Here is a 22,395-nt window from a genome sequence, read left to right on the forward strand (position 1 = left end):
ACCGACCCTTTTTGCCGGCCAGCGCAGTCCGTAAAAAGAGCGTCAACAGGCCCAACGGGAACACGCAGGAACATCATGGAACAGGACACCTACAGCATCTCGGAACTGGCACGCGACCTCGACGTCACCGCGCGCACCATCCGCTTCTACGAAGAACAAGGCTTGATCGAGCCTGAGCGGCGCGGCCTTCAGCGCATCTTCACCCGCCGCGACCGCGCGCGCTTGAAACTGATTTTACGCGGGAAACGCATTGGCCTGTCACTGGCGGAAATCCGAGAAATCCTCAATCTCTACCAGCGCGCCCGCGACGAGGCGCCGCAGTCGCAGCTGTTGTTGCAGCTATTGACCGAACGGCGCCAGCAATTGGAGCTGCAGCGGCACGACATCGATGAGGTGCTGAAAGAAATCGACGTCCTGTCGGCGCACTGCCGCGAAGTCATCGCCAAGGCTTAGGGCCGGTTTCTCCTCGGATGGCGTTAGGCGATATCGACATTGACGTTGACGTAAACGTCATGGATGATAAAGCAAAACACCAAGGGAGAAACCAGATGGACCAACAGAGCCTGGACATGCTGCGCGACAGCGTGCGCCGCTTCGCCGAACAGGAGATCGCGCCGCGCGCCGCCGACATCGACAAGGACAACGCCTTTCCGCCCGACCTATGGCAGAAGCTCGGCGACATGGGCCTCTTGGGCATCACGGTTACCGAAACCTACGGCGGCAGCGACATGGGTTATCTGGCGCAGATCGTCGCCATGGAGGAAATCAGCCGCGCCTCGGCCGCCGTCGGCCTATCCTATGGCGCCCACGCCAATCTGTGTGTCAACCAGATCTACCGTAACGGCAGCGACGCGCAAAGGCGCCGCTTCCTGCCCAAGCTCATCAGCGGCGAGCACGTCGGCGCGTTGGCCATGTCCGAGCCCAATGCCGGCTCCGACGTGGTCGGCATGCAGCTCAAGGCGCGGGCCGACGGCGATCATTTCGTGCTCAACGGTTCGAAAATGTGGATCACCAACGGCGGCGACGCCGACGTGCTGGTCATTTACGCCAAAACCGACGAACGCGACATCACCGCATTCCTGGTGGAAAAAGGCACGCCGGGCTTCTCGGCCGGCAGCAAGCTCGACAAGCTCGGCATGCGCGGCTCCAACACCTATCCGCTCTTCTTCGACGATTGCCGCGTGCCGCGCGCCAACGTGCTCGGCGAGGTCGGCCAGGGCGTCAAGGTATTAATGAGCGGCCTCGACTACGAGCGCGCCGTGCTCGCTGCCGGGCCGGTAGGCATCATGCAGGCCTGTCTCGATCTGGCGCTGCCCTATCTGAAGGAACGCAAGCAGTTCGGCCGCGCCATCGGCGACTTTCAACTGATGCAGGGAAAATTGGCCGATATGTACGTCGCGCTGTCCGCCACGCGCGCCTACGTCTACGCGGTCGGCGCGGCGCTCGACGACGGCCGCGAGGGCCGCGCGGTGCGCAAGGATGCCGCCGGCGCCATTCTGTTCGCCGCCGAGCAGGCCACGCAGATGGCGCTACAGACGATCCAGTGTCTGGGCGGGAACGGCTACATCAACGATTTCCCCGCCGGCCGGCTGCTGCGCGATGCCAAGCTGTACGAAATCGGCGCCGGCACCAGTGAAATCCGCCGCTGGCTGATCGGCCGCGAACTGATGACCGATCAGGCCTGACGGAGGGCGTCATGTCGATACTCGAAACCCGACTGTCGCCGCAGGCGGCGGACTTCCAGGACAACGCCCGCGCCATGCGCGCGCTGGTCGACGACTTACGCGCCAAGCTTGCCAAAGTAGCCAAGGGCGGCGGCGCGGCGGCGGCGGCCAAACACGTCGCCCGCGGCAAAATGCTGGTGCGCGACCGTATCGACGCGCTCTTGGACGTCGATTCGCCGTTTTTGGAGCTCTCGCCGCTCGCCGCCTGGGACATGTACCACAACGAGGCGCCTGCCGCCGGCATGGTGTGCGGCATCGGCCGCGTCAGCGGCGTGGAGTGCATGATCGTGGCCAACGACGCCACGGTCAAAGGCGGCACCTACTATCCGATGACGGTGAAAAAACACCTGCGCGCCCAGGAAATCGCTCTGGAAAACCGGCTGCCCTGCCTGTATCTGGTCGACTCCGGCGGCGCCTTTCTGCCGCTGCAGGACGAGGTGTTTCCCGATCGCGACCACTTCGGCCGCATCTTCTACAACCAGGCCAACCTATCGGCAGCCGGCATCAACCAGATCGCCGTGGTCATGGGCTCTTGCACCGCAGGCGGCGCCTACGTGCCGGCCATGAGCGATGAGACCATCATCGTCAGAAACCAGGGCACGATCTTCCTCGGCGGCCCGCCGCTGGTGCGCGCCGCCACCGGCGAGACGGTCAGCGCCGAGGAGCTCGGCGGCGCCGACGTCCACACCCGGCTATCCGGCGTAGCCGACTACCTGGCGGAAAACGACGGCCACGCGCTGGCGCTGGCGCGGCGCGTGGTCGACAGCCTCAATTGGCAAAAGCGCGGCACGCTCGACCGCACCGCCGCGCGCGCGCCGCGCCGCGCCGCGGAGGAGCTGTACGGCGTCATTCCCAACGACAGCAAAAAACCCTTCGACGTGCGCGAGATCATCCTGCGGCTCGTCGACGATTCCGACTTCGACGAATTCAAGCAGAACTATGGCGCCACGCTCGTCACCGGCTTCGCCCGGCTTGACGGCTACCGTGTCGGCATCATCGCCAACAACGGCATTTTGTTCTCCGAGTCGGCGCTCAAGGGCGCGCACTTCATCGAGTTGTGCTGCCAGCGCGGCATCCCGCTGATCTTCCTGCAGAACATCACCGGCTTCATGGTCGGCCGCAAGGTGGAAAACGCCGGTATCGCCCGCGACGGCGCCAAGCTCGTCAGCGCCGTCGCGGCGGCGCGCGTGCCCAAGTTCACCGTGCTGATCGGCGGCAGTTTCGGCGCCGGCAACTACGGCATGTGCGGCCGCGCTTTCGGCCCGCGCTTTCTGTGGATGTGGCCCAACAGCCGCATCTCGGTCATGGGGGGCGAACAGGCGGCGGCGGTGTTGGCCCAAGTCAAACGCGACCAGTTGGGCGACGCCTGGAGCGACGCGGAAGAAACCGCCTTCAAGGCGCCCATCCGCGAGCAATACGAGAAGCAGGGCCACCCCTACTACGCCAGCGCCCGCCTGTGGGACGACGGCGTCATCGATCCGGCGCAAACGCGCGAGGTCCTGGCGCTGGCCCTGTCCGCCAGCCTCAACGCCGAGATCGGCGAGACGCGCTTCGGCGTCTTCCGCATGTGAGAACGACCATGACCGCTACCCTGACTCTGGAACAACGCGGCGCACAGGCCTGGATCTGGCTCGCGCGCCCCGACGTGCATAACGCCTTCAATCCGCAACTCATCCAAGAACTCACCGAGGCGTTGACCGCGCTGCAGGCACGCGCCGATGCGCGCGTCATCGTGCTCGCCTCGCACGGCAAAAGCTTTTGCGCCGGCGCCGACCTCAACTGGATGCAAAGCGCCGGACAACTCGACGACGCGGCCAATTTGGCCGATGCGCGGCAGCTGGCGGCCTTGTTTCGCGTGTTGTACCGCTCGTCCAAACCGACCATCGCCCGGGTGCAAGGCGCGGCGCTGGGCGGCGGCATGGGGCTCGTCGCGGCCTGCGACCTCGCCGTCTGCACCCCGGCGGCGCGCTTTGCCTTGTCCGAGGTGCGTCTCGGTCTGATCCCGGCCGTCATCGGCCCTTATGTCGCCGAGGCCATCGGCGCGCGGCAGATGCGCCGCTATGCGTTGACCGCCGAGCCGATCGACGCCGCGCGCGCGCTTACGCTCGGACTCGTGCATGAGGTGACGGACGAAGGCGAGTTGGATCGCACCGTCGACCAGCTCGCCGAACACCTCGTCCGTGGCGGGCCGCGCGCGCTCGACGCCGCGAAGGACCTGTTGCGCCATCTCGGCACCGGCCCGGGCGACGACGCGGTGCTCGACGACTGCGCGGCGCGCATCGCCCGCTTGCGCCAAGGCGCCGAGGCGCGCGAGGGACTCGCCGCCTTCCTCGATAAACGCGCGCCCGGCTGGCAAGGAGACGTCTGATGTTGAGGAAGATCCTGATCGCCAATCGCGGCGAAATCGCCTGCCGCGTGATCAAGAGCGCGCGCGCCATGGGCATCGCCACCGTGGCGGTGCACGTGGCCGCCGATGCCGGCGCCCTGTTCGTGCGCCAGGCCGACGAAGCCTGGCATCTCGCCGGGGAGAGCTATCTGGACATCGACGGCATCCTGGCCGTGGCGCGCGCAAGCGGCGCCGATGCCATCCATCCCGGTTACGGCTTCCTATCGGAAAACCCCGCGTTCGCGCGCGCCTGCGACGCGGCTGGCATCGTCTTCATCGGCCCACGCGAAGCCGCGCTCGCCACCATGGGCTCCAAATCGGCGGCCAAGACGCTGCTGGAACAAAGCGCTATTCCTCTGGTGCCGGGTTATCACGGTGACGAGCAGACACCGCCGCGGCTGGCCGCCGAAGCCGACCGCATCGGTTACCCGGTATTGATCAAAGCCTGCAGCGGCGGCGGCGGCAAGGGCATGCGCATCGTCGCGCGGCGCGAGGACTTCGCCGCCGAGCTTGCCGCCTGTCAGCGCGAGGCCGCGGCGAGTTTCGGCGACGAGCGCGTGCTGATCGAAAAATATCTGCAGGCGCCGCGCCATATCGAGATCCAGGTGTTCGCCGACAGCCATGGCCAGTGCGTCTATCTGTTCGAGCGCGACTGCTCGGTGCAGCGCCGCCACCAGAAAGTAGTGGAAGAGGCGCCGGCGCCCGGGCTGTCGGCCGAGATGCGCCGCGCCATGGGCGAAACCGCCTGCGCGGTCGCGCGCGCGGTCGATTACCTCGGTGCCGGCACGGTCGAATTCATCGTCGACGGCGACAGCGGCGACTACTTCTTCATGGAGATGAACACCCGGCTGCAGGTCGAACATCCGGTAACGGAAATGGTCACGGGACTCGATCTGGTGGCGTGGCAGATCCGTGTCGCGCAAGGCGAGCCGCTGCCGCTGACCCAGGCGCAATTGACCTTGCAAGGCCACGCCATCGAGGCGCGGCTGTATGCCGAAGATCCGCAGGCCGGCTTTCTGCCCTCCTGCGGCACGCTCACCCATTGGCAGCCGCCCGCCCTCACGGAGGGGGTGCGCATCGACACCGGCGTCAGCGGCGGCGACACCATCACGCCGCTGTTCGACCCGATGCTGGCCAAGCTGATCGTCTGGGGACCGACGCGCGACGAAGCGTTGGCGCGCATGGCGCAAGCACTGGCCGCCTTCCAGGTGGACGGCGTGATGACCAATTTCGGCTTTTTGCACAAGCTGATTACCCACCCGGCATTTTGTAACGGTATAGTGGATACAGGTTTCATCGAGCGCCACCAAGCGGCGCTGTTGCCGCCCCGCTTGCCACCCGCCCCCACCGCGCTGGCCCTGTTGGCCCTGGCGGACACCCTGGCGGCGCAACCGGCCGGCACGGGCGCCTGGGATGGCGCCCTGCCCGGCTGGCGGCTCGGCGGCGCTGCGGCGACGCGGCACTGGACCTACCGCTGGCGCGACGAAACGCACGCCGTCACCGTCAGCCGCCAAAATGGCGCTTGCCGGATAGAGGCCGGCGGGGAAACGTTCGTCGTCGCCGATGCGCAATGGCAGGCGCCGCGGCTGACGGCGCGCCTGAACAGCCAACGCCTCGCCGCCACGGTGCTCGCGCGCGGCGCGGCGCGCACGCTGTTCTGGCAAGGGGAGCGCTGGACGCTGACCTGGGACGATCCGCTGGTGGCGGATGCCGCCCACGCCCAGGACAGCGGCCACCTGCGCGCGCCGATGCCGGGACGGGTGGTGGCGTTGTGCGCCGAGGCCGGCGTCCGCGTAAAGAAAGGGACGGCGCTTTTGATCATGGAAGCGATGAAGATGGAGCACACCCTTTTCGCTCCGGCGGACGGCCAAGTCGGCGCCTACCACTTCGCGCCCGGCGCGCAAGTGGCCGAAGGCATGGATTTGCTGGATTTCGAAGCACAGGACGACACACCATGACCGACCGCGTCAGAATTGTCGAAGTCGGCCCGCGCGACGGCCTGCAAAACGAGGCGCGCGCCTTGACGGCCGACGAACGCGTCACGCTGATCCACCGGCTAGGCGACGCCGGGCTGACCGAGATCGAGGCGGGCGCAATGGTCTCGCCCAGCCGCATACCGCAGATGAGCGGCTCGGACGCGGTATTGTCGCGCCTGACCCACGACGGCGGACGGCGCTACCCGGTGCTGGTGCCAAACCTCAAGGGGCTGGACGCGGCGCTCGCGGCCGGTGCGCGCGACATCGCCGTGTTCGGGGCTGCCAGCGAAACCTTCAGCCAGCGCAACATCCAGTGCGGCATCGAGGAGAGCCTGCGCCGTTTCGAGCCCGTGGTGGCCCGGGCGCGCGACTTGGGCCTGCGGGTGCGCGGCTATGTCTCCTGCGTGGCGGGCTGTCCTTATGAAGGCGCCATCGCGCCGGGCAAGGTGGCCGACGTGGCACACGCGCTCTACCTGATGGGCTGCGAAGAGATTTCGCTGGGCGACACCATCGGCATCGGCACGCCGTCGAGCATCTTGGCGATGCTCGACGCGGTGGGCCGCCGCGTGCCGATGCGCCACCTCGCCGGCCACTATCACGACACGCGCGGCATGGCGCTGGCCAACATCTTCGCTTCATTGCAAGCCGGCGTGCGCTGTTTCGACGCCTCGGTCGGCGGTCTGGGCGGCTGTCCTTACGCGGACGGCGCCTCGGGCAACGTCGCCACCGAGGAGGTCGTCTACCTGCTGCACGGCATGGGCTATCAAACCGGCATCGACCTCAAGGCGCTGGTGCGGACCGCCTGGTGGGCATGCGGGCTGCTGGGCACCGAACCCGCCAGCAAACTGGCGCACGCGTTGAAAAACGCGCACGCGGCAAAGGAGGCGTCATGAACGAACCATCCGACATGCCCTTATGGCAACCGAGCGCGGCCCGGTTGGCCGGCACGCATTTGACCGCGTTCACCCGGCTGGCCGAAACGCGCCTGAACCGGCGCTTCCCCGACTATGAAGCCTTGTGGCGATACAGCGTCGATCAGCCGGGCGCATTCTGGTCGCTGGTCTGGGATTATTGCGGCGTCATCGGCGTCAAGGGCGACGTGACGCTTGCCCATGGCGACAGCATGCAGGCGGCGCGCTTTTTCCCGCACGCCCGGCTCAACTACGCCGAGAACCTGCTGCGGCGGCGCGATGACGCGCCGGCGGTGATGTTCTGGGGCGAGGACAAGGTCCAGCGCCAATGGTCGTGGCGCGCGCTATACGACATCGTCGCCCGCCTGCAGCAGGCGTTGCGCGCCGAAGGCGTCAAACCGGGCGACCGCGTCGCCGGTTGGTTGCCGAACCTGCCCGAAACGCTGGCCGCCATGCTTGCCACCGCGAGTCTCGGCGCCGTGTGGACCAGCTGCTCGCCCGACTTCGGCACCGACGGCGCGCTCGACCGTTTCGGCCAGACCGAGCCCAGCGTGCTGTTCTGCGCCGATGGCTATTGGTACAACGGCAAGCCGTTCGACTATCGCGACAAGCTCGCGCAGCTGGCGGACGCGCTGCCGGGCCTCACGCGCATCGTCGTCGTGCCCTATCTCGGGCAAGCCAACGCGGTGGCGCGCGCGCTGCCCGGCGGCGTGACCCTCGACGACCTGATCGCGCCCTACCCAGCATGCGACATCGCCTTTGAAGCAGTGGCGTTCAACCACCCGCTGTTCATCCTCTATTCCAGCGGCACCACCGGTAAACCCAAATGCATCGTTCACGGCGTGGGCGGCACGCTGCTGCAGCACATGAAAGAACATCAGCTGCATAGCGACATCCATACGCTCGACCGCTTGTTCTATTTCACCACCTGCGGCTGGATGATGTGGAACTGGCAGATGAGCGCGCTCGCCAGCGGCGCCACCTTGCTGCTCTACGACGGCTCGCCGCTTTACGGCGGCGGGGACATCCTCTGGCGCTATGCCGAAACGGCCGGCGCCACGCATTTCGGCACATCGGCCAAATTCATCGACAGCACGCGCAAACTGGGCATCCTGCCCAACGAGCGGCATCGTTTCACCGCGCTGCGCGCGCTATTCTCCACCGGCTCGCCGCTGTTGCCGGAGAGTTTCGACTGGATCTACCGGGCGGTGAAACACGACCTCAATCTGGCATCGATCTCCGGCGGCACCGACATCGTCTCCTGTTTCGCGCTGGGCTCGGCCAATTTGCCGGTCTATCGCGGCGAACTGCAATGCCGGGGTCTGGGTATGGCGGTAGAGGTCTTCGACGAGCACGGCAATGTACTCGTCGGCGAGAAGGGCGAGCTGGTCTGCACCCGCCCCTTCCCGTCGATGCCGATCGGCTTCTGGCGCGACGAAGACGGCAGCGCCATGCGCCGCGCTTACTTCAACCGCTTCCCCAACGTGTGGGCGCACGGCGATTTCGCCGAAATCACCGCGCACCGGGGGGTGATCATCCACGGCCGCTCGGATGCGGTGCTCAACCCGGGGGGCGTGCGCATCGGCACGGCGGAGCTCTACCGCCAGGTCGAGGCCTTCGACGAAATCGAGGAGGCGCTGGCGGTGGGCCAGCCCTGGGACAACGATGAACGGGTGATTTTGTTCGTGCGCATGGCGCGCGGCGCCGTGCTCGACGAGGAACTGACAACGCGGATAAAGGAAAGCATCCGCCGCGGCGCCAGCCCGCGTCACGTGCCGGCGCACATCGTCGCGGTCGCCGACATTCCGCGCACCGCCAACGGCAAAATCGCCGAGCTCGCGGTCAAAAACGTGCTCGCCGGCCAACCGGTGAAGAATCTCAGCGCGCTCGCCAACCCGGATTCGCTGCGGCTCTACCAGGATCTGGCGGAGCTCAAGTCCTAGGTGGGGGAGTCGGGAGTGGGGAGTAGGGCGCACTCGCCGAAGGCAGTGCGCCACCGAGGTTTGGCGCAATGTCGCGCGTTGCGCGTCGATTGCGCCCTACTCCCTACTCCCGAACCCGCCGCTCAAGCACGTAGACTTCGCTGTCCTCGCGCGGTCGGCTACCCTGCCACAAGACTTGCCATGCAGGGTCCGGCGCCACACTGTGCGGGCGCACCGACAAGCGCAGCGCGCAGGCGGCCGGATCGGTGACAAGCGTCATATCGGCGAAGTACTGCCAGCTCATCCGCCCGATCCAATTCTCCTTCGACGTCGATACGCAGCCGGCACCGGCGGGCAGGTGGCGCACCATGTCAGCCACCACCGGGCGGTAACTCTTGAGCGCGTCGAGCCAAGGCAGCCACAACGTGCCGGCCAAGCCCCAGAACAAGGTAATGCCGGCCGCCCAGTTGGTGACCGCCTGCCTGCCGCGCAGATGGCGCCGTGTCAGTGCCCAAATCCATACCAGCGTGGCAAACAGCGCGGCCAGCGCCATCGGAATGGAAACGGTCGGCACATAGTACGGGCTGAAGTAATGCGCCCGCCCGGCAAGCCGCTCGGGCCAGCCGAAGTTCATCGCCGCCCAGCCGAACCAGATCAGCAAGCCGAAGAAACCGAACGTCATCAGCCCAAACCAGTTGAGCGCGGCGGCGGCGCCGCGTCGCAACGTATCGAGTTCGATGGCCGCCAACAGCGTCAACGGCAACAACAGCGGCATGGTGTTCTTGGTTTCCTGCACCCCGGACAAAGTAAGCAGCAAGATGAACACGACGAAGAACAGCCCAGGCAATTGCATCATCGGCTGGTCGAAGCGGCGGCGGCGATACACGGTCCAGCCCGCCAACGGCCACGCCGGCCAGGCGTACCATAGCGAGGTTTTGAAGTAGTAGCCGAAGCCATGGAATAGATCGGGCCGGGCGAAACCGGCGATCTCGCCGAGCGCGTCGTTGCTCCACCAAAGCTGGAACAGCGCCGGATAATAGCGGGCGAAGGCCACCGGCCACACCAGCAGCAACGGCAAGCCGCACAGCAGCGCCATGGCCACCGTGGTGGCATAGCGCTTGTTGCGCCAAGCGGGGAATATCGGCAGCAACACCACCACGGCCCACAAGAGCGACAGATCGAGCAGGCTCGAGGAGAGAAACAGCACAGTGCTGGCGAGTGCCAGCAGCGCGCCGGACAAGGCCGGCAGACGCGTGCACAGCGTCAACGCATAGAGAGCGGCGGCGTACCCGGCGAAAGCGGCCACGCTCGAAGTCATCTGGTGCCCGGTATCGATCAGGCCGATGCAGCCGATCAAGATCAGCACGGCGCTACGGCCATGGCGGCGACCGATCAGCTCGCGCCCGGCGCCGCCCACGCACCATAGCGCCATGGCCATGAAAAACGGCGTGGCGAGCCGCGCCGCGTCATGCGCCGGCAACGCCCAAGGCGATAGGAACCGCACGAACACGCTGGCCACCCAGTAATACAGCGGCGGCGTATCGAGCCAGGGGGTCCCCTGAATCGTCGGCACCAGCCAATGGCCGTGCTGAAGCATATCCAGCACCACGGCCAGCACGTACGGCTCATCCGGCTTCCAGGGATCGTGACCGAGCACGGTCGGCCATAGCCAAATAAAGGCCAAGAGCAATAACACCCACGGCTTTTCAGTCGGGCGCGGCAGTTGATTCCGATCGTTGGGGGAGAAAGTCAGCATGCGCGTAAAGCGAGGTGGCGAACGTGGGACGCTAGCTTAGCATGGTTGCGCAGAAATGAGAAAAGGCAGCCCTGAGGCTGCCTTGCGGTCATGCTTTGGCGCGAAAAAATCAGCCGCGCTTGAAGAAGTTGCCGAACTTCTGGTTGAACTTGTCAACGCGGCCGGCGGTGTCGACGATCTTCTGCTTACCGGTGTAGAACGGGTGGCAGCTCGAGCACACTTCAATGTGGAAACTATCTTTGGTCATCGTCGACTTGGTCGTGAAGGTGTTACCGCACGAGCAGGTCACGTTGACGTCTTTGTAATCCGGATGAATATCGGTCTTCATAATTTTCCCTTTACTCGGGTACAGGGGTTTTGCCTGTACCGCTTGACGAAACAGCGGATTATCCGCCGATTGCGCCCGCTTGACAAGCACTTCGGCAAAGCCTAGCCACGACGCCAGGTGGTGCCGCCCGCGCCATCTTCCAAAATCACGCCGGCGGCGGTCAGTTCGTCGCGGATGCGGTCCGACTCGGCCCAATCCTTACGGGTGCGCGCCAAACGGCGCGCCTCGATGCGCGCCTCGATCTCGGCGGCCGGCATCTGCCCGTCGCCACCCTGCCCGCCTTGCAAGAAGGCCTGCGGATCGCGGCCTAACAGGCCGAGCACGCCGGCAAGCGCCTTCAGCAGACCGGCAAGCGTCGCGGACTGGCTCTTGTGCACTTCGCCCGCCAGATCGAACAATACCGCCATCGCTTCAACGGTATTGAAATCGTCGTCCATCGCTTCCTTGAAGCGCACGGCATACTCGCTGTGCCAATCCAGCGGCACATCCACCGGCGGCACGTTCTTCAGCGCGGTGTACAAGCGGGTCAGCGCGGCGCGCGCGTCGTCCAGATGCGCGTCGGAATAGTTGAGCGGGCTGCGGTAATGCGCGCGCAGGATGAAGAAGCGCACCACCTCCGGGTCGTACTTGGCCAACACCTCGCGAATGGTGAAGAAGTTGCCCAGCGACTTGGACATCTTCTCGTCGTCGACACGAATGAAGCCGTTGTGCATCCAGTAGTTGACGAAGGTATGGCCGTGCGCGCCCTCGGACTGGGCGATCTCGTTCTCGTGGTGCGGGAACTGCAGGTCGGCGCCGCCGCCATGAATGTCGAAATGCGTGCCCAGCAGGTGTTCGCTCATCACCGAGCACTCGATGTGCCAGCCCGGGCGGCCCGGGCCCCACGGCGACGCCCACGACGGCTCGCCGGGCTTCGCCGCTTTCCACAGCACGAAGTCCATCGGGTCGCGCTTGTGCGGATCGACCTCGACGCGCTCGCCGGCGCGCAGGTCTTCCAGGCTTTTGCCCGAAAGACGGCCGTAGTCGGCAAAGGCGTGCACCGCGTAGTACACGTCGCCGTTGTCGGCGGCGTAGGCGTGGCCGTTGGCGATCAGCGCCTCGATCATCCGGATCATGCCGGGCACGTAGGCGGTGGCGCGCGGCTCATGGTCGGGGCGCTCGACGCCCAGCGCGGCGCTATCCTCGTTCATGGCGGCGATGAAACGCTGCGTCAATTCGCCGATCGATTCGCCGTTCTCGGCGGCACGGCGAATGATCTTGTCGTCGATGTCGGTGATGTTGCGCACATAGTTGACCTGGTAGCCCGAGGCGCGCAGCCAGCGCGCCACCATGTCGAACACCACCATCACCCGCGCGTGGCCCAGATGGCAGAAGTCGTACACGGTCATGCCGCAGACGTACATGCGCACCTTGTTCGGCTCGAGCGGCGTGAAGACCTCTTTATGACGGGTCATCGTATTGTGGAGTTTCAGCATCGCTTACTTGCTCCAGGTGTCGCGTAGACCCACCGCGCGATTGAACACGGCCTTCTTGCCCGGCTGATGGTCGAAGCGGTCGGCCACGAAATAGCCCAGACGCTCGAACTGATAACGGGTCTCCGCCGGCGCGTCGAGCGCGGCCGCTTCCAGATAGCCCGTGGTCACGGTCAGCGAATTGGCGTTCAGGAATTGGCGGAAGTCGACATATTCGCCATCCTCGCCGCGCACCGCGTCCGGGCGCGGTTCGGTGAACAGCCGATCATAGAGCCGCACCTCGGCTTCGACCGCGTGAGACGCGCTGACCCAATGGACCACGCCCTTGACCTTGCGGCCCTCGGGGTTCTTGCCAAGCGTGTCATGGTCGATCGAGCACTTGAGCTCGACCACCTCGCCCGCCGCGTCCTTGACCACCTCGTCGCACTTGATCACGTAGGAATAGCGCAGGCGCACCTCGCCGCCCGGCGTCAGCCGCTGCCAGCCCTTGGGCGGCACTTCGGCGAAATCGTCGCGCTCGATCCAGATTTCGCGCGCGATCGGCACGTCGCGCTCGCCGAATTCCTCATGGTGCGGATGATACGGCGCGCTGCGCGAGGCGCTCACGCCCTCGGCGAAGTTCGTCAGCGTCACCTTGATCGGGTTGAGCACCGCCATGATGCGCGGCGCCTCGGCTTCCAGGCTCTCGCGCACCGCGCCTTCCAGCACGCTCATGTCGATGATGTTGACGCTCTTGGAGATGCCGATGCGTTGCGCGAACAAGCGGATGCCGGCCGGGCTGTAGCCGCGGCGGCGCATCCCTTCGATCGTCGGCATGCGCGGGTCGTCCCAGCCGCTGACGAGGCCTTCGGTCACCAGCGCGTTGAGCTTGCGCTTGGAGGTCAGCGTCGACAGCATTTCCAGGCGGGAAAACTCGTACTGGCGCGGATGACAGGGCACGTCGATATGGTCCAGCACCCAATCGTACAGCGGGCGATGATCCTCGAACTCGAGCGTGCACAGCGAATGGGTGATGCCTTCGAGCGCGTCGGAAATACAGTGGGTGTAGTCGTACATCGGGTAGATGCACCACTTGTCGCCGGTGCGGTGATGATGCACGCGGCGGATGCGGTAGATCACCGGGTCGCGCAGATTGACGTTGCCCGAGGCCATGTCGATCTTCAGTCGCAGCGTTTTGCTGCCGTCGGGGAATTCGCCGTCTTTCATGCGCGAGAACTGATCGAGGTTCTCCGCCACGCTGCGATTGCGGTACGGGCTGTCGCGGCCCGGCTCGGTCAGGCTGCCGCGATATTCGCGCATCTCTTCCGGCGTCAGCTCGCAGACATAAGCGTGGCCCGCCTGGATCAGCGCCACGGCATAGCCGTACAGGGCGTCGAAATAGTCGGAGGCATAGCGCACGTTGCCATCCCATTGATAACCGAGCCAACGGATGCTGTCCTGGATCGAACGCACGTATTCGTCGGACTCTTTCTCCGGGTTGGTATCGTCCATGCGCAAATGGCAGTGGCCGTGATAATCGTCGGCCAGGCCGAAATTCAGGCAGATCGACTTGGCGTGACCGACGTGCAGGTAGCCGTTCGGCTCCGGCGGAAAGCGGGTGACGATGGCGGCGTGCTTACCGCTGGCCAAATCCTCGTCGATGATGGAGCGGATGAAATTGCTGACGACAGGCGTGTTATTTTCCGTGCTCATTATCTGTTCAGTTGCCGGTTAATGCGTAATTGGTCGATTGTACCCGATTTGCGCAGACAAAATCAGGCCGACTTTTTATGACAAAACTCTATCGACGCCGGGATAGCAACGCAGTAGCATGACATTATCCATATTGATGAAGTGGATATTCGCCATGACCCGAGACCCGTCCGCCCCGGCCCCTACCGCCGATACCATCGCGCCAACGCCCGCCGCCGCACCCAAAGCACGCACCCGGCCCTCGCCTCAATCCACGTCCCGCTTGCAAGCGAACCGGGCCGAGCGCGCCGCCGCCGCCCGCGCCGAGGCCGCGCGCGAAATCGAGGCCATCAGCCAATCGCCAATGGCGCTGAAGATCGCCCATGCGCCGCGCGGTTCGTCGGAAGACAGCACCACCGCGCCGCTGCCGGCCGACTATCCGTACAAAACCCGCATGCGCCGGCCGGAGTATGAGCGCATCAAGGCCGACCTGCAGATCGAACTATTGAAAGTGCAGAACTGGGTCAGGGAGTCGGGCCAACGCATCGTCATCCTGTTCGAGGGGCGCGACGCCGCCGGCAAAGGCGGCACCATCAAGCGCTTCATGGAGCACCTCAACCCGCGCAGCGCGCGCGTGGTGGCGTTGGAGAAGCCGACCGAGGTGGAGCATGGTCAGTGGTACTTCCAGCGCTATGTGCAGCATCTGCCGACCGCCGGTGAAATGGTGTTCTTCGACCGCTCGTGGTACAACCGCGCCGGGGTCGAGCGCGTGATGAGCTTCTGTACCCCCAACGAATACCTGGAGTTTTTGCGTCAGACGCCGGAATTCGAGCGCATGCTGGTCAATAGCGGCCTCAGGCTGTTCAAGTACTGGTTCTCCGTCAGCCAGGAAGAACAGCTGCGCCGCTTCGTCTCGCGCCGCGACGACCCGCTCAAGCGCTGGAAGCTGTCGCCGATCGACATTCAGTCGCTCGACCATTGGGACGACTACACCGCGGCCAAAAAGGCGATGTTCTTTCACACCGACACCGCCGATGCGCCTTGGACGGTGATCAAGGCCGACGACAAGAAGCGCGCGCGGCTCAATTGCATCCGCCATTTCCTGTGGCAACTGCCCTACCCCGACAAGAACACCCGCGCCGTCTACGCGCCGGACGCGCTGCTCACCGGGCCGACGTCCAACATCATCGGCGAGCAGGACAACCACGTCATCGATCACTTTTAGGAATCCCGCGGCGTTGGCGCAATGCCGCGCGTTGCACGGCGATTGCGCCCTACAATCAAGGATGCTCGCGTAGGGTGCAGTCGCCGAAACTAAAGATCAATCATCAGAAAAAAAACAAGGCGGGCAAACGCCCGCCTTGTTTTCCGCGACATCGGCGCTTAGGCCACCGACGGCTCGCGCATCAGCAGCGTCAGCAAGTCGGCGACGCGCTGCTTCATTTCGCGCCGGTCGACGATCTGGTCGATTGCGCCCTTCTGCAGCAGGAACTCCGAGCGCTGGAAGCCTTCCGGCAGCGTCTGGCGCACGGTCTGCTCGATCACGCGCGGGCCGGCGAAGCCGATCAGCGCGCCCGGCTCGGCCAGCACCACGTCGCCAAGGAAGGCGAACGAGGCCGACACGCCGCCCATGGTCGGATCGGTCAAGATGGAAATGAACGGCAGACGCGCCTGCGTCAGCACATCGAGCACGGCGCTCGTCTTGGCCATCTGCATCAACGAGTTCAGGCCTTCCTGCATGCGCGCGCCACCGGACGCCGACACGCAGATGAACGGCGCGCGCGCCTCGACCGCGGCTTCCACGCCACGCACGAAACGCTCGCCCACCACCGAGCCCATCGAACCGCCGATGAACTTGAATTCGAACGCAGCCACCACCGCCGGCACGGACAAAATACTGCCCTGCATGACCGCCAGCGCGTCGTCCTCGCCGGTATCGGCCTGGGCGGTGCTCAAGCGATCGATATAGCGCTTGCCGTCCTTGAACTTCAGCACGTCGACCGGCTTGACCTCGCTGCCGATGTCGCGGCGGCCTTCCTGGTCGAGCAGCATGTCGAGCCGCGCCCGCGCGTGCAGCGGATGATGGTGCCCGCACTTCGGGCAAACCTGTAAATTGGATTCCAGGTCGGTGTAATACAGGACGGCTTCACAGGCGGAGCACTTGCTCCACAAACCCTCCGGTACTGCCGACGGTCGATCGGCGCGGCCTTCGCGCTTGATCTTCGGCGGCAGGAGCTTATTCAACCAGCTCATGCAGACTCCTTGGACAATTCGGCCCAGCTCAGCCGGGCCGTCACGTCAGGCCTTGTACGCGCCGGAGCATTTGCTCTAGCGAATGGCCGACTTCAGTTCGGCCACCAGACGCGCGAGCCGCTGCTTGGCGGCTTGCGGCTCGGCGGCCTCGATTTCCTGCACCAGCCGGCTGCCGACCACAATGGCGTCGGCCGTGCCGGACAGCGCACGGGCGGTCTCGGCATCGCGGATGCCGAACCCCACTCCGATGGGAACGGTAATTGATTCCCTAAGGGCGGCAATTTTACCCGTAACTTCAGCAATGTCCAGATGACCCGCGCCTGTGACACCCTTTAGTGACACATAATAGACATATCCGCGCGCCAGCTGGCCGATGCGCGCCACCCGATCAGGGGGCGTGGTCGGCGCCACCAGGAAGATCGGATCGAGCCCGGCGGCGACAAGCGCTCCGGTCAGCTCATCGGCCTCTTCCGGCGGGCAATCCACCGTCAGCACGCCATCGACGCCGCATGCCGCGGCACGCTCGGCGAAACGCTGAAATCCCATCGCGCACACCGGATTGAGATAGCCCATCAGCACCACCGGCGTATAGGTGTTTTCTAGACGAAAAGTGGCCACCATATCCAGCACCTGAGCCAGGCTCACATGATGCTTGAGCGCACGCTCGGACGCGCGTTGGATCACCGGACCGTCGGCCATCGGATCGGAAAACGGCACCCCGAGTTCGATGATGTCGGCGCCGCCGTCGACCAAGCCATGCATCAATTCGACGGTCAGCTTCGGATTGGGATCGCCGGCGGTGATGAACGGAATCAGCGCCTTATGGCCGGCAAGCCGGTTGAAACATTCTGCGATACGCGACATGCGTCCCTCCCCGATTACAGGCTGATGCCGGACAGGCCGGCAATGGTGTTGATGTCCTTGTCGCCGCGGCCGGACAGGTTGACCAGGATCACCTGGTCGCGTCCCATGGCCGGCGCCGCCTTGGCGGCCCACGCGAGCGCATGGCTCGACTCCAGCGCCGGAATGATGCCCTCCAGGCGGCAACAGTCGTGGAAAGCGCGCAGCGCCTCGTCGTCGTCGACGGCGGTGTACTCGGCACGGCCGATGTCCTTCAGGTAGCAATGCTCCGGACCGACGCCGGGGTAATCCAGGCCGGCAGACACCGAATGGGTTTCCATGATCTGGCCGTCGGCGTCCTGCATCAGGTAGCCGCGGAAGCCATGCAACACGCCCGGCGTGCCGGCCGACAGCGGCGCCGCGTGGCGCACGCCCTGCAGCCCCTCGCCGCCCGCCTCGACGCCGACGATACGCACGTCGGGCACGTCGATGTACGGGTGGAACAGGCCGATGGCGTTGGAGCCGCCGCCGACGCAAGCCACCACGACATCCGGCTGGCGGCCGATCAGTTCCGGCATCTGCACCTTGCACTCCTCGCCGATCACGCGCTGGAAGTCGCGCACCATCATCGGGTACGGATGCGGGCCGGCGGCGGTGCCGAGAATGTAGAACGTGGAATCGACGTTGGTCACCCAATCGCGCATCGCCTCGTTGAGCGCGTCCTTGAGCGTGCGCGAGCCGGATTCGACCGGCACCACGGTGGCGCCCAGGAGCTTCATGCGGTAAACGTTGGGCGACTGGCGCTTGATGTCCTCAGAGCCCATGTAGACCACGCACTCCATGCCATAGCGCGCGGCCACGGTAGCGGAAGCCACGCCATGCTGGCCGGCACCGGTTTCGGCGATCACGCGCTTCTTGCCCATGCGCCGCGCCAACAGCGCCTGGCCGATGGTGTTGTTCACCTTGTGGGCACCGGTGTGATTCAGATCTTCCCGCTTGAGGTAGATCTGGGCGCCGCCAAGCGCCTCCGACCATCGGCGCGCGTGGTAGACCGGCGACGGCCGGCCGACGTAGTGCGCCAACTCGTGACGGTACTCGGCCCAGAAAGCCGGGTCGGCTTTGGCGCGGGCGTACTCCGCCTTGAGTTCCTCAAGTGCCGCCATCAGCGTTTCGGCGACAAAGATGCCGCCGTAGGCGCCGAAATGGCCGCTGGCATCGGGAAGATCATACTGCTGCATATTTCGCTCCTTGTATGAATGCCGCCATGCGTCCGGCATCCTTCAATCCTTTTGATTTTTCCACGCCGCTGGATACGTCCACCGCCGCGGGCCGCACTTGGCGCACGGCCTCGGCGACGTTGTGCTCGTCCAGGCCGCCGGACAGAATCAGCGGCACCGGCAGCGCCGCCGGCAACAGCGACCAATCGAAGCGCGTGCCGGTGCCGCCATGCACGCCTTCGACGAAGGCATCGACCAGCACGCCGCGCGCATCCGCGTAGTCGGCGGCCAGGGCCGCCAGATCGGTGCCGGGGCGCATGCGCACCGCCTTCAAGTACGGCCGTTGAAACGACCGGCAAAATGCCGGCGTTTCGTCGCCATGAAACTGCAGCACGTCGATCGGCAACGCCGAGAGCACCTGTTCGACCTCATCGCGCGACGGATCGACGAACAGCGCCACCACGCTGACGAAGGGCGGCAGCGCCGCCACCACCGCACGCGCCGCGTCCAACGTCACATAACGCGGGCTCTTGGGGTAAAACACCAAGCCGATGGCGTCGACGCCCAGCCGGGCCGCCTCGGCGCCGTCCTCTGGACGGGTGATGCCGCAAATCTTCACCCGCGTCATCGTCATCTCCATAACGTCAGCCGCGCCGGGTCCGCCGCGGCTGGCAATTGGTAAACATCCGGATAGCCGACCCCCGTCAGGTACAAGCCATCGGGCATGAAAGTCGGCGGCGCCGCGGTGCGGTCGCGCGCCAGGAGGAGGCTTTGCACGTCCGCCGCGCTCAGCGCGCCCTTGCCGACGTACACCAGCGTGCCGACGATGTTGCGCACCATATGGTGCAAAAAGGCGTCGGCCAGCAGATCGAAGCGGATCATCCCCTGATGCTCGGTCAGGTCCAAGCGCTGCACATCCTTGACCGGACTCTTGGCCTGGCACTCGGCGGCGCGAAAACTGGAAAAATCGTGCCGGCCGAGCAGGTGCGCGGCGGCCGCGCGCATCGCAGCCACGTCCAGCGGCTGGTGAAACCAGCCGATCTTGCCCGCCAACAGCGCCGGACGTACCGGCGCCGACAGCAGAAAATAACTATAGCTGCGGCTAAAGGCCGAGAAGCGCGCGTGGAAATCCTCGCTGACGCGACGCGCCCACAGCACCGCCACCGAATCCGGCAAGTGACTATTGACGCCGCGCACCCAGGCCGTATCCGGCCGCACCGCGTCGCAATCGAAATGCACCACTTGCTGCGAGGCATGCACCCCGGCATCCGTCCGTCCCGCCGCCACGGTATGCACCGGGGCGCCGGCGATCGCCGCCAGGGCGCGGTTCAACGCGTCTTGCACGGTATTGCCGTGCGGCTGGATCTGCCAGCCCGCGAACGCCCGACCGTCATACTCCACGCCGAGCGCGATTCTCATCGATATTCCATCCTAAATCCGACAGCTTATTCTGCGACCAAACCTTCACTCTACCTTAGCCACCGCGCGCTGGCCACGGGCGGCAAGGCATTTTAAGGAATCGAGGTAAACCGTGACGGGGAAATTTCCGAACGAGGGGAGCCTTAATGGCCAGGATGGCGGCTGTACTGGCGCGCCGACTGCTGGTCGCCCATTTCCAGGAAGAGTTCGGCCAGCGCCTGATTGTCGAGCGGCTCGGGCATCTGCGCGGCGTCGTCAGGCTCGGCCTCGGGCGAGGTCAGCATCGATAGGTTGTCGGCCCAATCGTCCAACCCATCCATCGCCAACAGCGGCGATGCCGCCGGCGCGGCAAGGCTCACGGTGGACGCCGGAGCGGGCTCGGGCGCAGCCGGCACGGCGGCCTGCGGTCCGCTCCAGGGATAATCCGGCGCGAGCTCTTGCCCCATCGTCACCACCGCCTGCCACATCTCGCCGGCGGGATCGAAGCGCGGGCGCGCCTGTTCGGCCTGGTCGATAAACCCCTCGCGGTCGTTCTGGCTTGCCAGCAGCAATAGCAATCGATAGCGCAGATCGTCGCGGGAGGGATCGTAACGCAGCCATTGGCGCATACCTTCCGCCGTAGGCGTGCCGCGTTCTCGCGCCGGCGATGCCTGGCGTTGGCGTAGCCGCCGACGGCGCAGCGCCAGCGCGGTGGCCGCGGCGGCCGCCAAAAAAGCGCTCCCCAACGCGGTTTCGACCCCGGGCGGGATCGGCCGCGCGCTGCGAGGCGCGGGCTCGGCCGCGGCGCCGTCATGGCGGCGCTGCAAATCGGCCAGTTTCTGCTCCAGCGCTTGCGACACGGCATGCGCGCTAGAGAGCAAATGTTCTTGCTGTTTCAGCTTGCCGGAGAGCACCGCCGCCCGCGCGGCATCCTCCGGCTGCGCCGGCAACGGCGCGGCGGGCGCCCATTGCGCCGGATAGCGCAGCAGCACGCCAGCCAGCAGCCGGTCGATATTGCCGTCGATGAACGCACGCGGGTTTTCCCGGTAGAGCTGCGCGATCGCCGCTGCGGGCGAAATGCCCTCATGCCGCAGCCGCCGCGCCACGGCCGACAGCGTGTCGCCCGGCAATACCCGGAGCACGCGGAAAGCGGCATGTGCCGGCATCACGCTATGCTCGGCCACGCGGATCGTCGACCCGGCCACCGTCAGGCGATAGCGGCGCGCGGCGCGCGCGCCGTCCAGGCTGACATCCAGACGGAAATCCAGCTGCGCCACGTCCAGCGGCAAGTCGGAATGCAGTTGCAGCACGCGCCCCTCGCCCGGCCCCGGCGCCAGCGCATACTTCATCGAAGACAGCAGTGCCAGCACCTCGGGGGCTGGCCGCCCCTCGCCCACCGGCGAGACGCGCACGCGCAGGCGCGCGGGATCGGACGGCGCCCGGCCGAGCCAAGCGACCTCGGCCATCAGCGGCGCGCCCGGCGCGGAATTCACCCTCAGCTTACCCAGCGCGATATTGTCGCCGCCGCCGTGGGAGGCCGGCATGGCCGCCGGCTTTTTGTCCCCCCCACGCGCGGGCGCGGGGGTATGACGCGGGTCGACCTGGTATTCGCGCACCAGGCCGCCATCGTGCCAGCGGACCGCCACGGCGAAATCCAGCTCGCGTTCGGTAATCGGCGCCGTGCCGGACACCAGCACGCCGGTCGGATGGCCGTCGGCGGCGCGGCGCAGCGAAAATTGCAGCCGCTCGGCCGACGGGCTATACGGCGACAAGATCGGATAGCGGGCGCGCTCGGCCAATGACACGCTCACATCATTGCCGGGCGCGTCCTCGACAAAGGGAATGACCGCGGCAAACGGCTCGTCCGGCGCCGACAGCACCTCGATCGGCCCGAGCCCGGCCAAGGCGGCGCGCGGACAGGCGAACAGCCCCGCGACCACCGCCGCCAGCATATAGCGCCGCCACGGCTGCCTGGACGGCGCGCGCGCGGGACAGGGAGCGGGACGGACGCGTTTCATGCCGCCATATCGGCCAGCATCTCTTCGGCCCGCTGTTTGAGTGTTCCCTTGGCTTCGCCGATCAGCTCGTGAAGCACCTCGCGCGCGCCCTCGCTATCGCCCATATCGAGATAGACCTGCGCCAAATCGAGCTTGGTCGCCAGCGCCTCATCCTCCTTCGACGGCGGCACGGTGACGGCCTCCACGGTCACATCTCCCGGGGCGGGCGCCGGCTCAGGCTCCGGCTCCGCCGCAGGCTCCGCAAAGGCCGCCTCAGGTTCGCCGAAGGCCGCCTCAAGCTCGGCTTCCGGCAGCGGCGCCGCGGCGGCCGGCGCCGGCGCTGTCTCCCCCGGCTGGTCGGGCCAGGCCAAGTCGGCGGCGGCAGGCGCGGCATCGCGCGCCGGCTCGGCGGGCAGATCGAGCACGGATAAGTCGGGCTCGGTCTGGCTCAAATCGGCGCCGGGCGCCGCGTCCTTGCCCTCAAGCGAGAAGTCGAAGTCAAGCAGGCTGTTTTCGGCTGCCGGCCCGGGCGCCGCCGACGCCG

The 22,395-nt window shown here is 66.0% G+C and carries 19 protein-coding genes; 8 read left to right on the forward strand and 11 right to left on the reverse strand.

Annotated elements, in window-relative coordinates; all coding sequences use genetic code 11:
* The first annotated feature begins 75 nt into the window (after nucleotides 1–75).
* The 7 genes from JOZ06_RS07675 (at nucleotide 76) to JOZ06_RS07705 (ending at nucleotide 8,940) form a co-directional block, all read left to right on the forward strand.
* Complete coding sequence (locus tag JOZ06_RS07675) at nucleotides 76–453, forward strand: MerR family DNA-binding transcriptional regulator (RefSeq protein WP_293230871.1); 378 nt, start codon at nucleotides 76–78, stop codon at nucleotides 451–453.
* A gap of 95 nt (nucleotides 454–548) precedes the next feature.
* Nucleotides 549–1,685 carry an isovaleryl-CoA dehydrogenase gene (locus JOZ06_RS07680; RefSeq protein ID WP_293230874.1) on the forward strand — a complete coding sequence of 379 codons (1,137 nt, stop codon included), beginning with the start codon at nucleotides 549–551 and terminating at the stop codon, nucleotides 1,683–1,685.
* Nucleotides 1,686–1,696: 11 nt separating this feature from the next.
* Nucleotides 1,697–3,295, forward strand: a complete 1,599-nt coding sequence (locus JOZ06_RS07685; RefSeq protein ID WP_293230877.1) for a carboxyl transferase domain-containing protein — start codon at nucleotides 1,697–1,699, stop codon at nucleotides 3,293–3,295.
* Nucleotides 3,296–3,303: 8 nt separating this feature from the next.
* Complete coding sequence (locus JOZ06_RS07690; RefSeq protein WP_293230880.1) at nucleotides 3,304–4,092, forward strand: enoyl-CoA hydratase-related protein; 789 nt, start codon at nucleotides 3,304–3,306, stop codon at nucleotides 4,090–4,092.
* Entirely contained in the window at nucleotides 4,092–6,068 is a 1,977-nt protein-coding gene (locus JOZ06_RS07695; protein WP_293230883.1) for an acetyl/propionyl/methylcrotonyl-CoA carboxylase subunit alpha, read from the forward strand. The genes JOZ06_RS07690 and JOZ06_RS07695 overlap by 1 nt, the downstream gene beginning before the upstream one ends.
* Nucleotides 6,065–6,979, forward strand: coding sequence for a hydroxymethylglutaryl-CoA lyase (locus tag JOZ06_RS07700; protein WP_293230886.1), 915 nt, complete (start codon nucleotides 6,065–6,067; stop codon nucleotides 6,977–6,979). Before JOZ06_RS07695 ends, JOZ06_RS07700 begins: the two co-directional genes overlap by 4 nt.
* Nucleotides 6,976–8,940: an acetoacetate--CoA ligase gene (locus JOZ06_RS07705; protein WP_293230889.1), complete on the forward strand. Its 1,965-nt coding sequence runs from the start codon at nucleotides 6,976–6,978 to the stop codon at nucleotides 8,938–8,940. Before JOZ06_RS07700 ends, JOZ06_RS07705 begins: the two co-directional genes overlap by 4 nt.
* A 103-nt stretch (nucleotides 8,941–9,043) precedes the next feature.
* Here JOZ06_RS07705 and JOZ06_RS07710 read toward each other — a convergent pair whose 3' ends face one another.
* From JOZ06_RS07710 to JOZ06_RS07725, 4 genes are all read right to left on the reverse strand, one after another.
* A complete protein-coding gene (locus tag JOZ06_RS07710) occupies nucleotides 9,044–10,675 on the reverse strand; it encodes a hypothetical protein (protein ID WP_293230891.1) in 1,632 nt (543 codons plus the stop codon).
* A 109-nt stretch (nucleotides 10,676–10,784) separates the two neighbouring features.
* Nucleotides 10,785–11,003 (reverse strand): 50S ribosomal protein L31, encoded by a 219-nt coding sequence (gene rpmE / locus JOZ06_RS07715; RefSeq protein WP_293230894.1) that lies wholly within the window; start codon nucleotides 11,001–11,003, stop codon nucleotides 10,785–10,787.
* A 101-nt stretch (nucleotides 11,004–11,104) separates the two neighbouring features.
* Nucleotides 11,105–12,478: a cysteine--tRNA ligase gene (gene cysS, locus JOZ06_RS07720; protein WP_293230896.1), complete on the reverse strand. Its 1,374-nt coding sequence runs from the start codon at nucleotides 12,476–12,478 to the stop codon at nucleotides 11,105–11,107.
* 3 nt (nucleotides 12,479–12,481) lie between these two features.
* Nucleotides 12,482–14,167 carry a glutamine--tRNA ligase/YqeY domain fusion protein gene (locus JOZ06_RS07725; RefSeq protein ID WP_293230899.1) on the reverse strand — a complete coding sequence of 562 codons (1,686 nt, stop codon included), beginning with the start codon at nucleotides 14,165–14,167 and terminating at the stop codon, nucleotides 12,482–12,484.
* 154 nt (nucleotides 14,168–14,321) lie between these two features.
* Between JOZ06_RS07725 and ppk2 the strand changes: the two genes are divergently transcribed.
* Nucleotides 14,322–15,371 carry a polyphosphate kinase 2 gene (gene ppk2, locus JOZ06_RS07730; RefSeq protein WP_293230902.1) on the forward strand — a complete coding sequence of 350 codons (1,050 nt, stop codon included), beginning with the start codon at nucleotides 14,322–14,324 and terminating at the stop codon, nucleotides 15,369–15,371.
* Between the two features lie 158 nt (nucleotides 15,372–15,529).
* Here ppk2 and accD read toward each other — a convergent pair whose 3' ends face one another.
* The 7 genes from accD to JOZ06_RS07765 form a co-directional block, all read right to left on the reverse strand.
* A complete protein-coding gene (gene accD / locus JOZ06_RS07735; RefSeq protein ID WP_293230905.1) occupies nucleotides 15,530–16,399 on the reverse strand; it encodes an acetyl-CoA carboxylase, carboxyltransferase subunit beta in 870 nt (289 codons plus the stop codon).
* Nucleotides 16,400–16,474: 75 nt separating this feature from the next.
* A complete protein-coding gene (gene trpA / locus JOZ06_RS07740) occupies nucleotides 16,475–17,263 on the reverse strand; it encodes a tryptophan synthase subunit alpha (protein WP_293230908.1) in 789 nt (262 codons plus the stop codon).
* 14 nt (nucleotides 17,264–17,277) lie between these two features.
* The gene (trpB, locus tag JOZ06_RS07745) at nucleotides 17,278–18,477 is read right to left on the reverse strand and encodes a tryptophan synthase subunit beta (RefSeq protein ID WP_293230910.1); all 1,200 of its coding nucleotides are present in this window, start codon (nucleotides 18,475–18,477) and stop codon (nucleotides 17,278–17,280) included.
* Entirely contained in the window at nucleotides 18,464–19,084 is a 621-nt protein-coding gene (locus JOZ06_RS07750; protein WP_293230913.1) for a phosphoribosylanthranilate isomerase, read from the reverse strand. Before JOZ06_RS07750 ends, trpB begins: the two co-directional genes overlap by 14 nt.
* A 2-nt stretch (nucleotides 19,085–19,086) precedes the next feature.
* Nucleotides 19,087–19,875, reverse strand: coding sequence for a tRNA pseudouridine(38-40) synthase TruA (gene truA / locus JOZ06_RS07755; RefSeq protein ID WP_293230916.1), 789 nt, complete (start codon nucleotides 19,873–19,875; stop codon nucleotides 19,087–19,089).
* Nucleotides 19,876–20,018: 143 nt separating this feature from the next.
* Nucleotides 20,019–21,872 carry a hypothetical protein gene (locus tag JOZ06_RS07760; protein ID WP_293230919.1) on the reverse strand — a complete coding sequence of 618 codons (1,854 nt, stop codon included), beginning with the start codon at nucleotides 21,870–21,872 and terminating at the stop codon, nucleotides 20,019–20,021.
* Nucleotides 21,869–22,395 (reverse strand): FimV/HubP family polar landmark protein (locus JOZ06_RS07765; protein ID WP_293230922.1); only part of this gene is annotated, 527 nt, incomplete at its 5' end. The genes JOZ06_RS07765 and JOZ06_RS07760, both read right to left, overlap by 4 nt.

Origin of the sequence: Paludibacterium sp. (assembly GCF_019232825.1) — a bacterium.
In the GTDB taxonomy this organism is placed as follows: Bacteria; Pseudomonadota; Gammaproteobacteria; order Burkholderiales; family Chromobacteriaceae; genus Paludibacterium.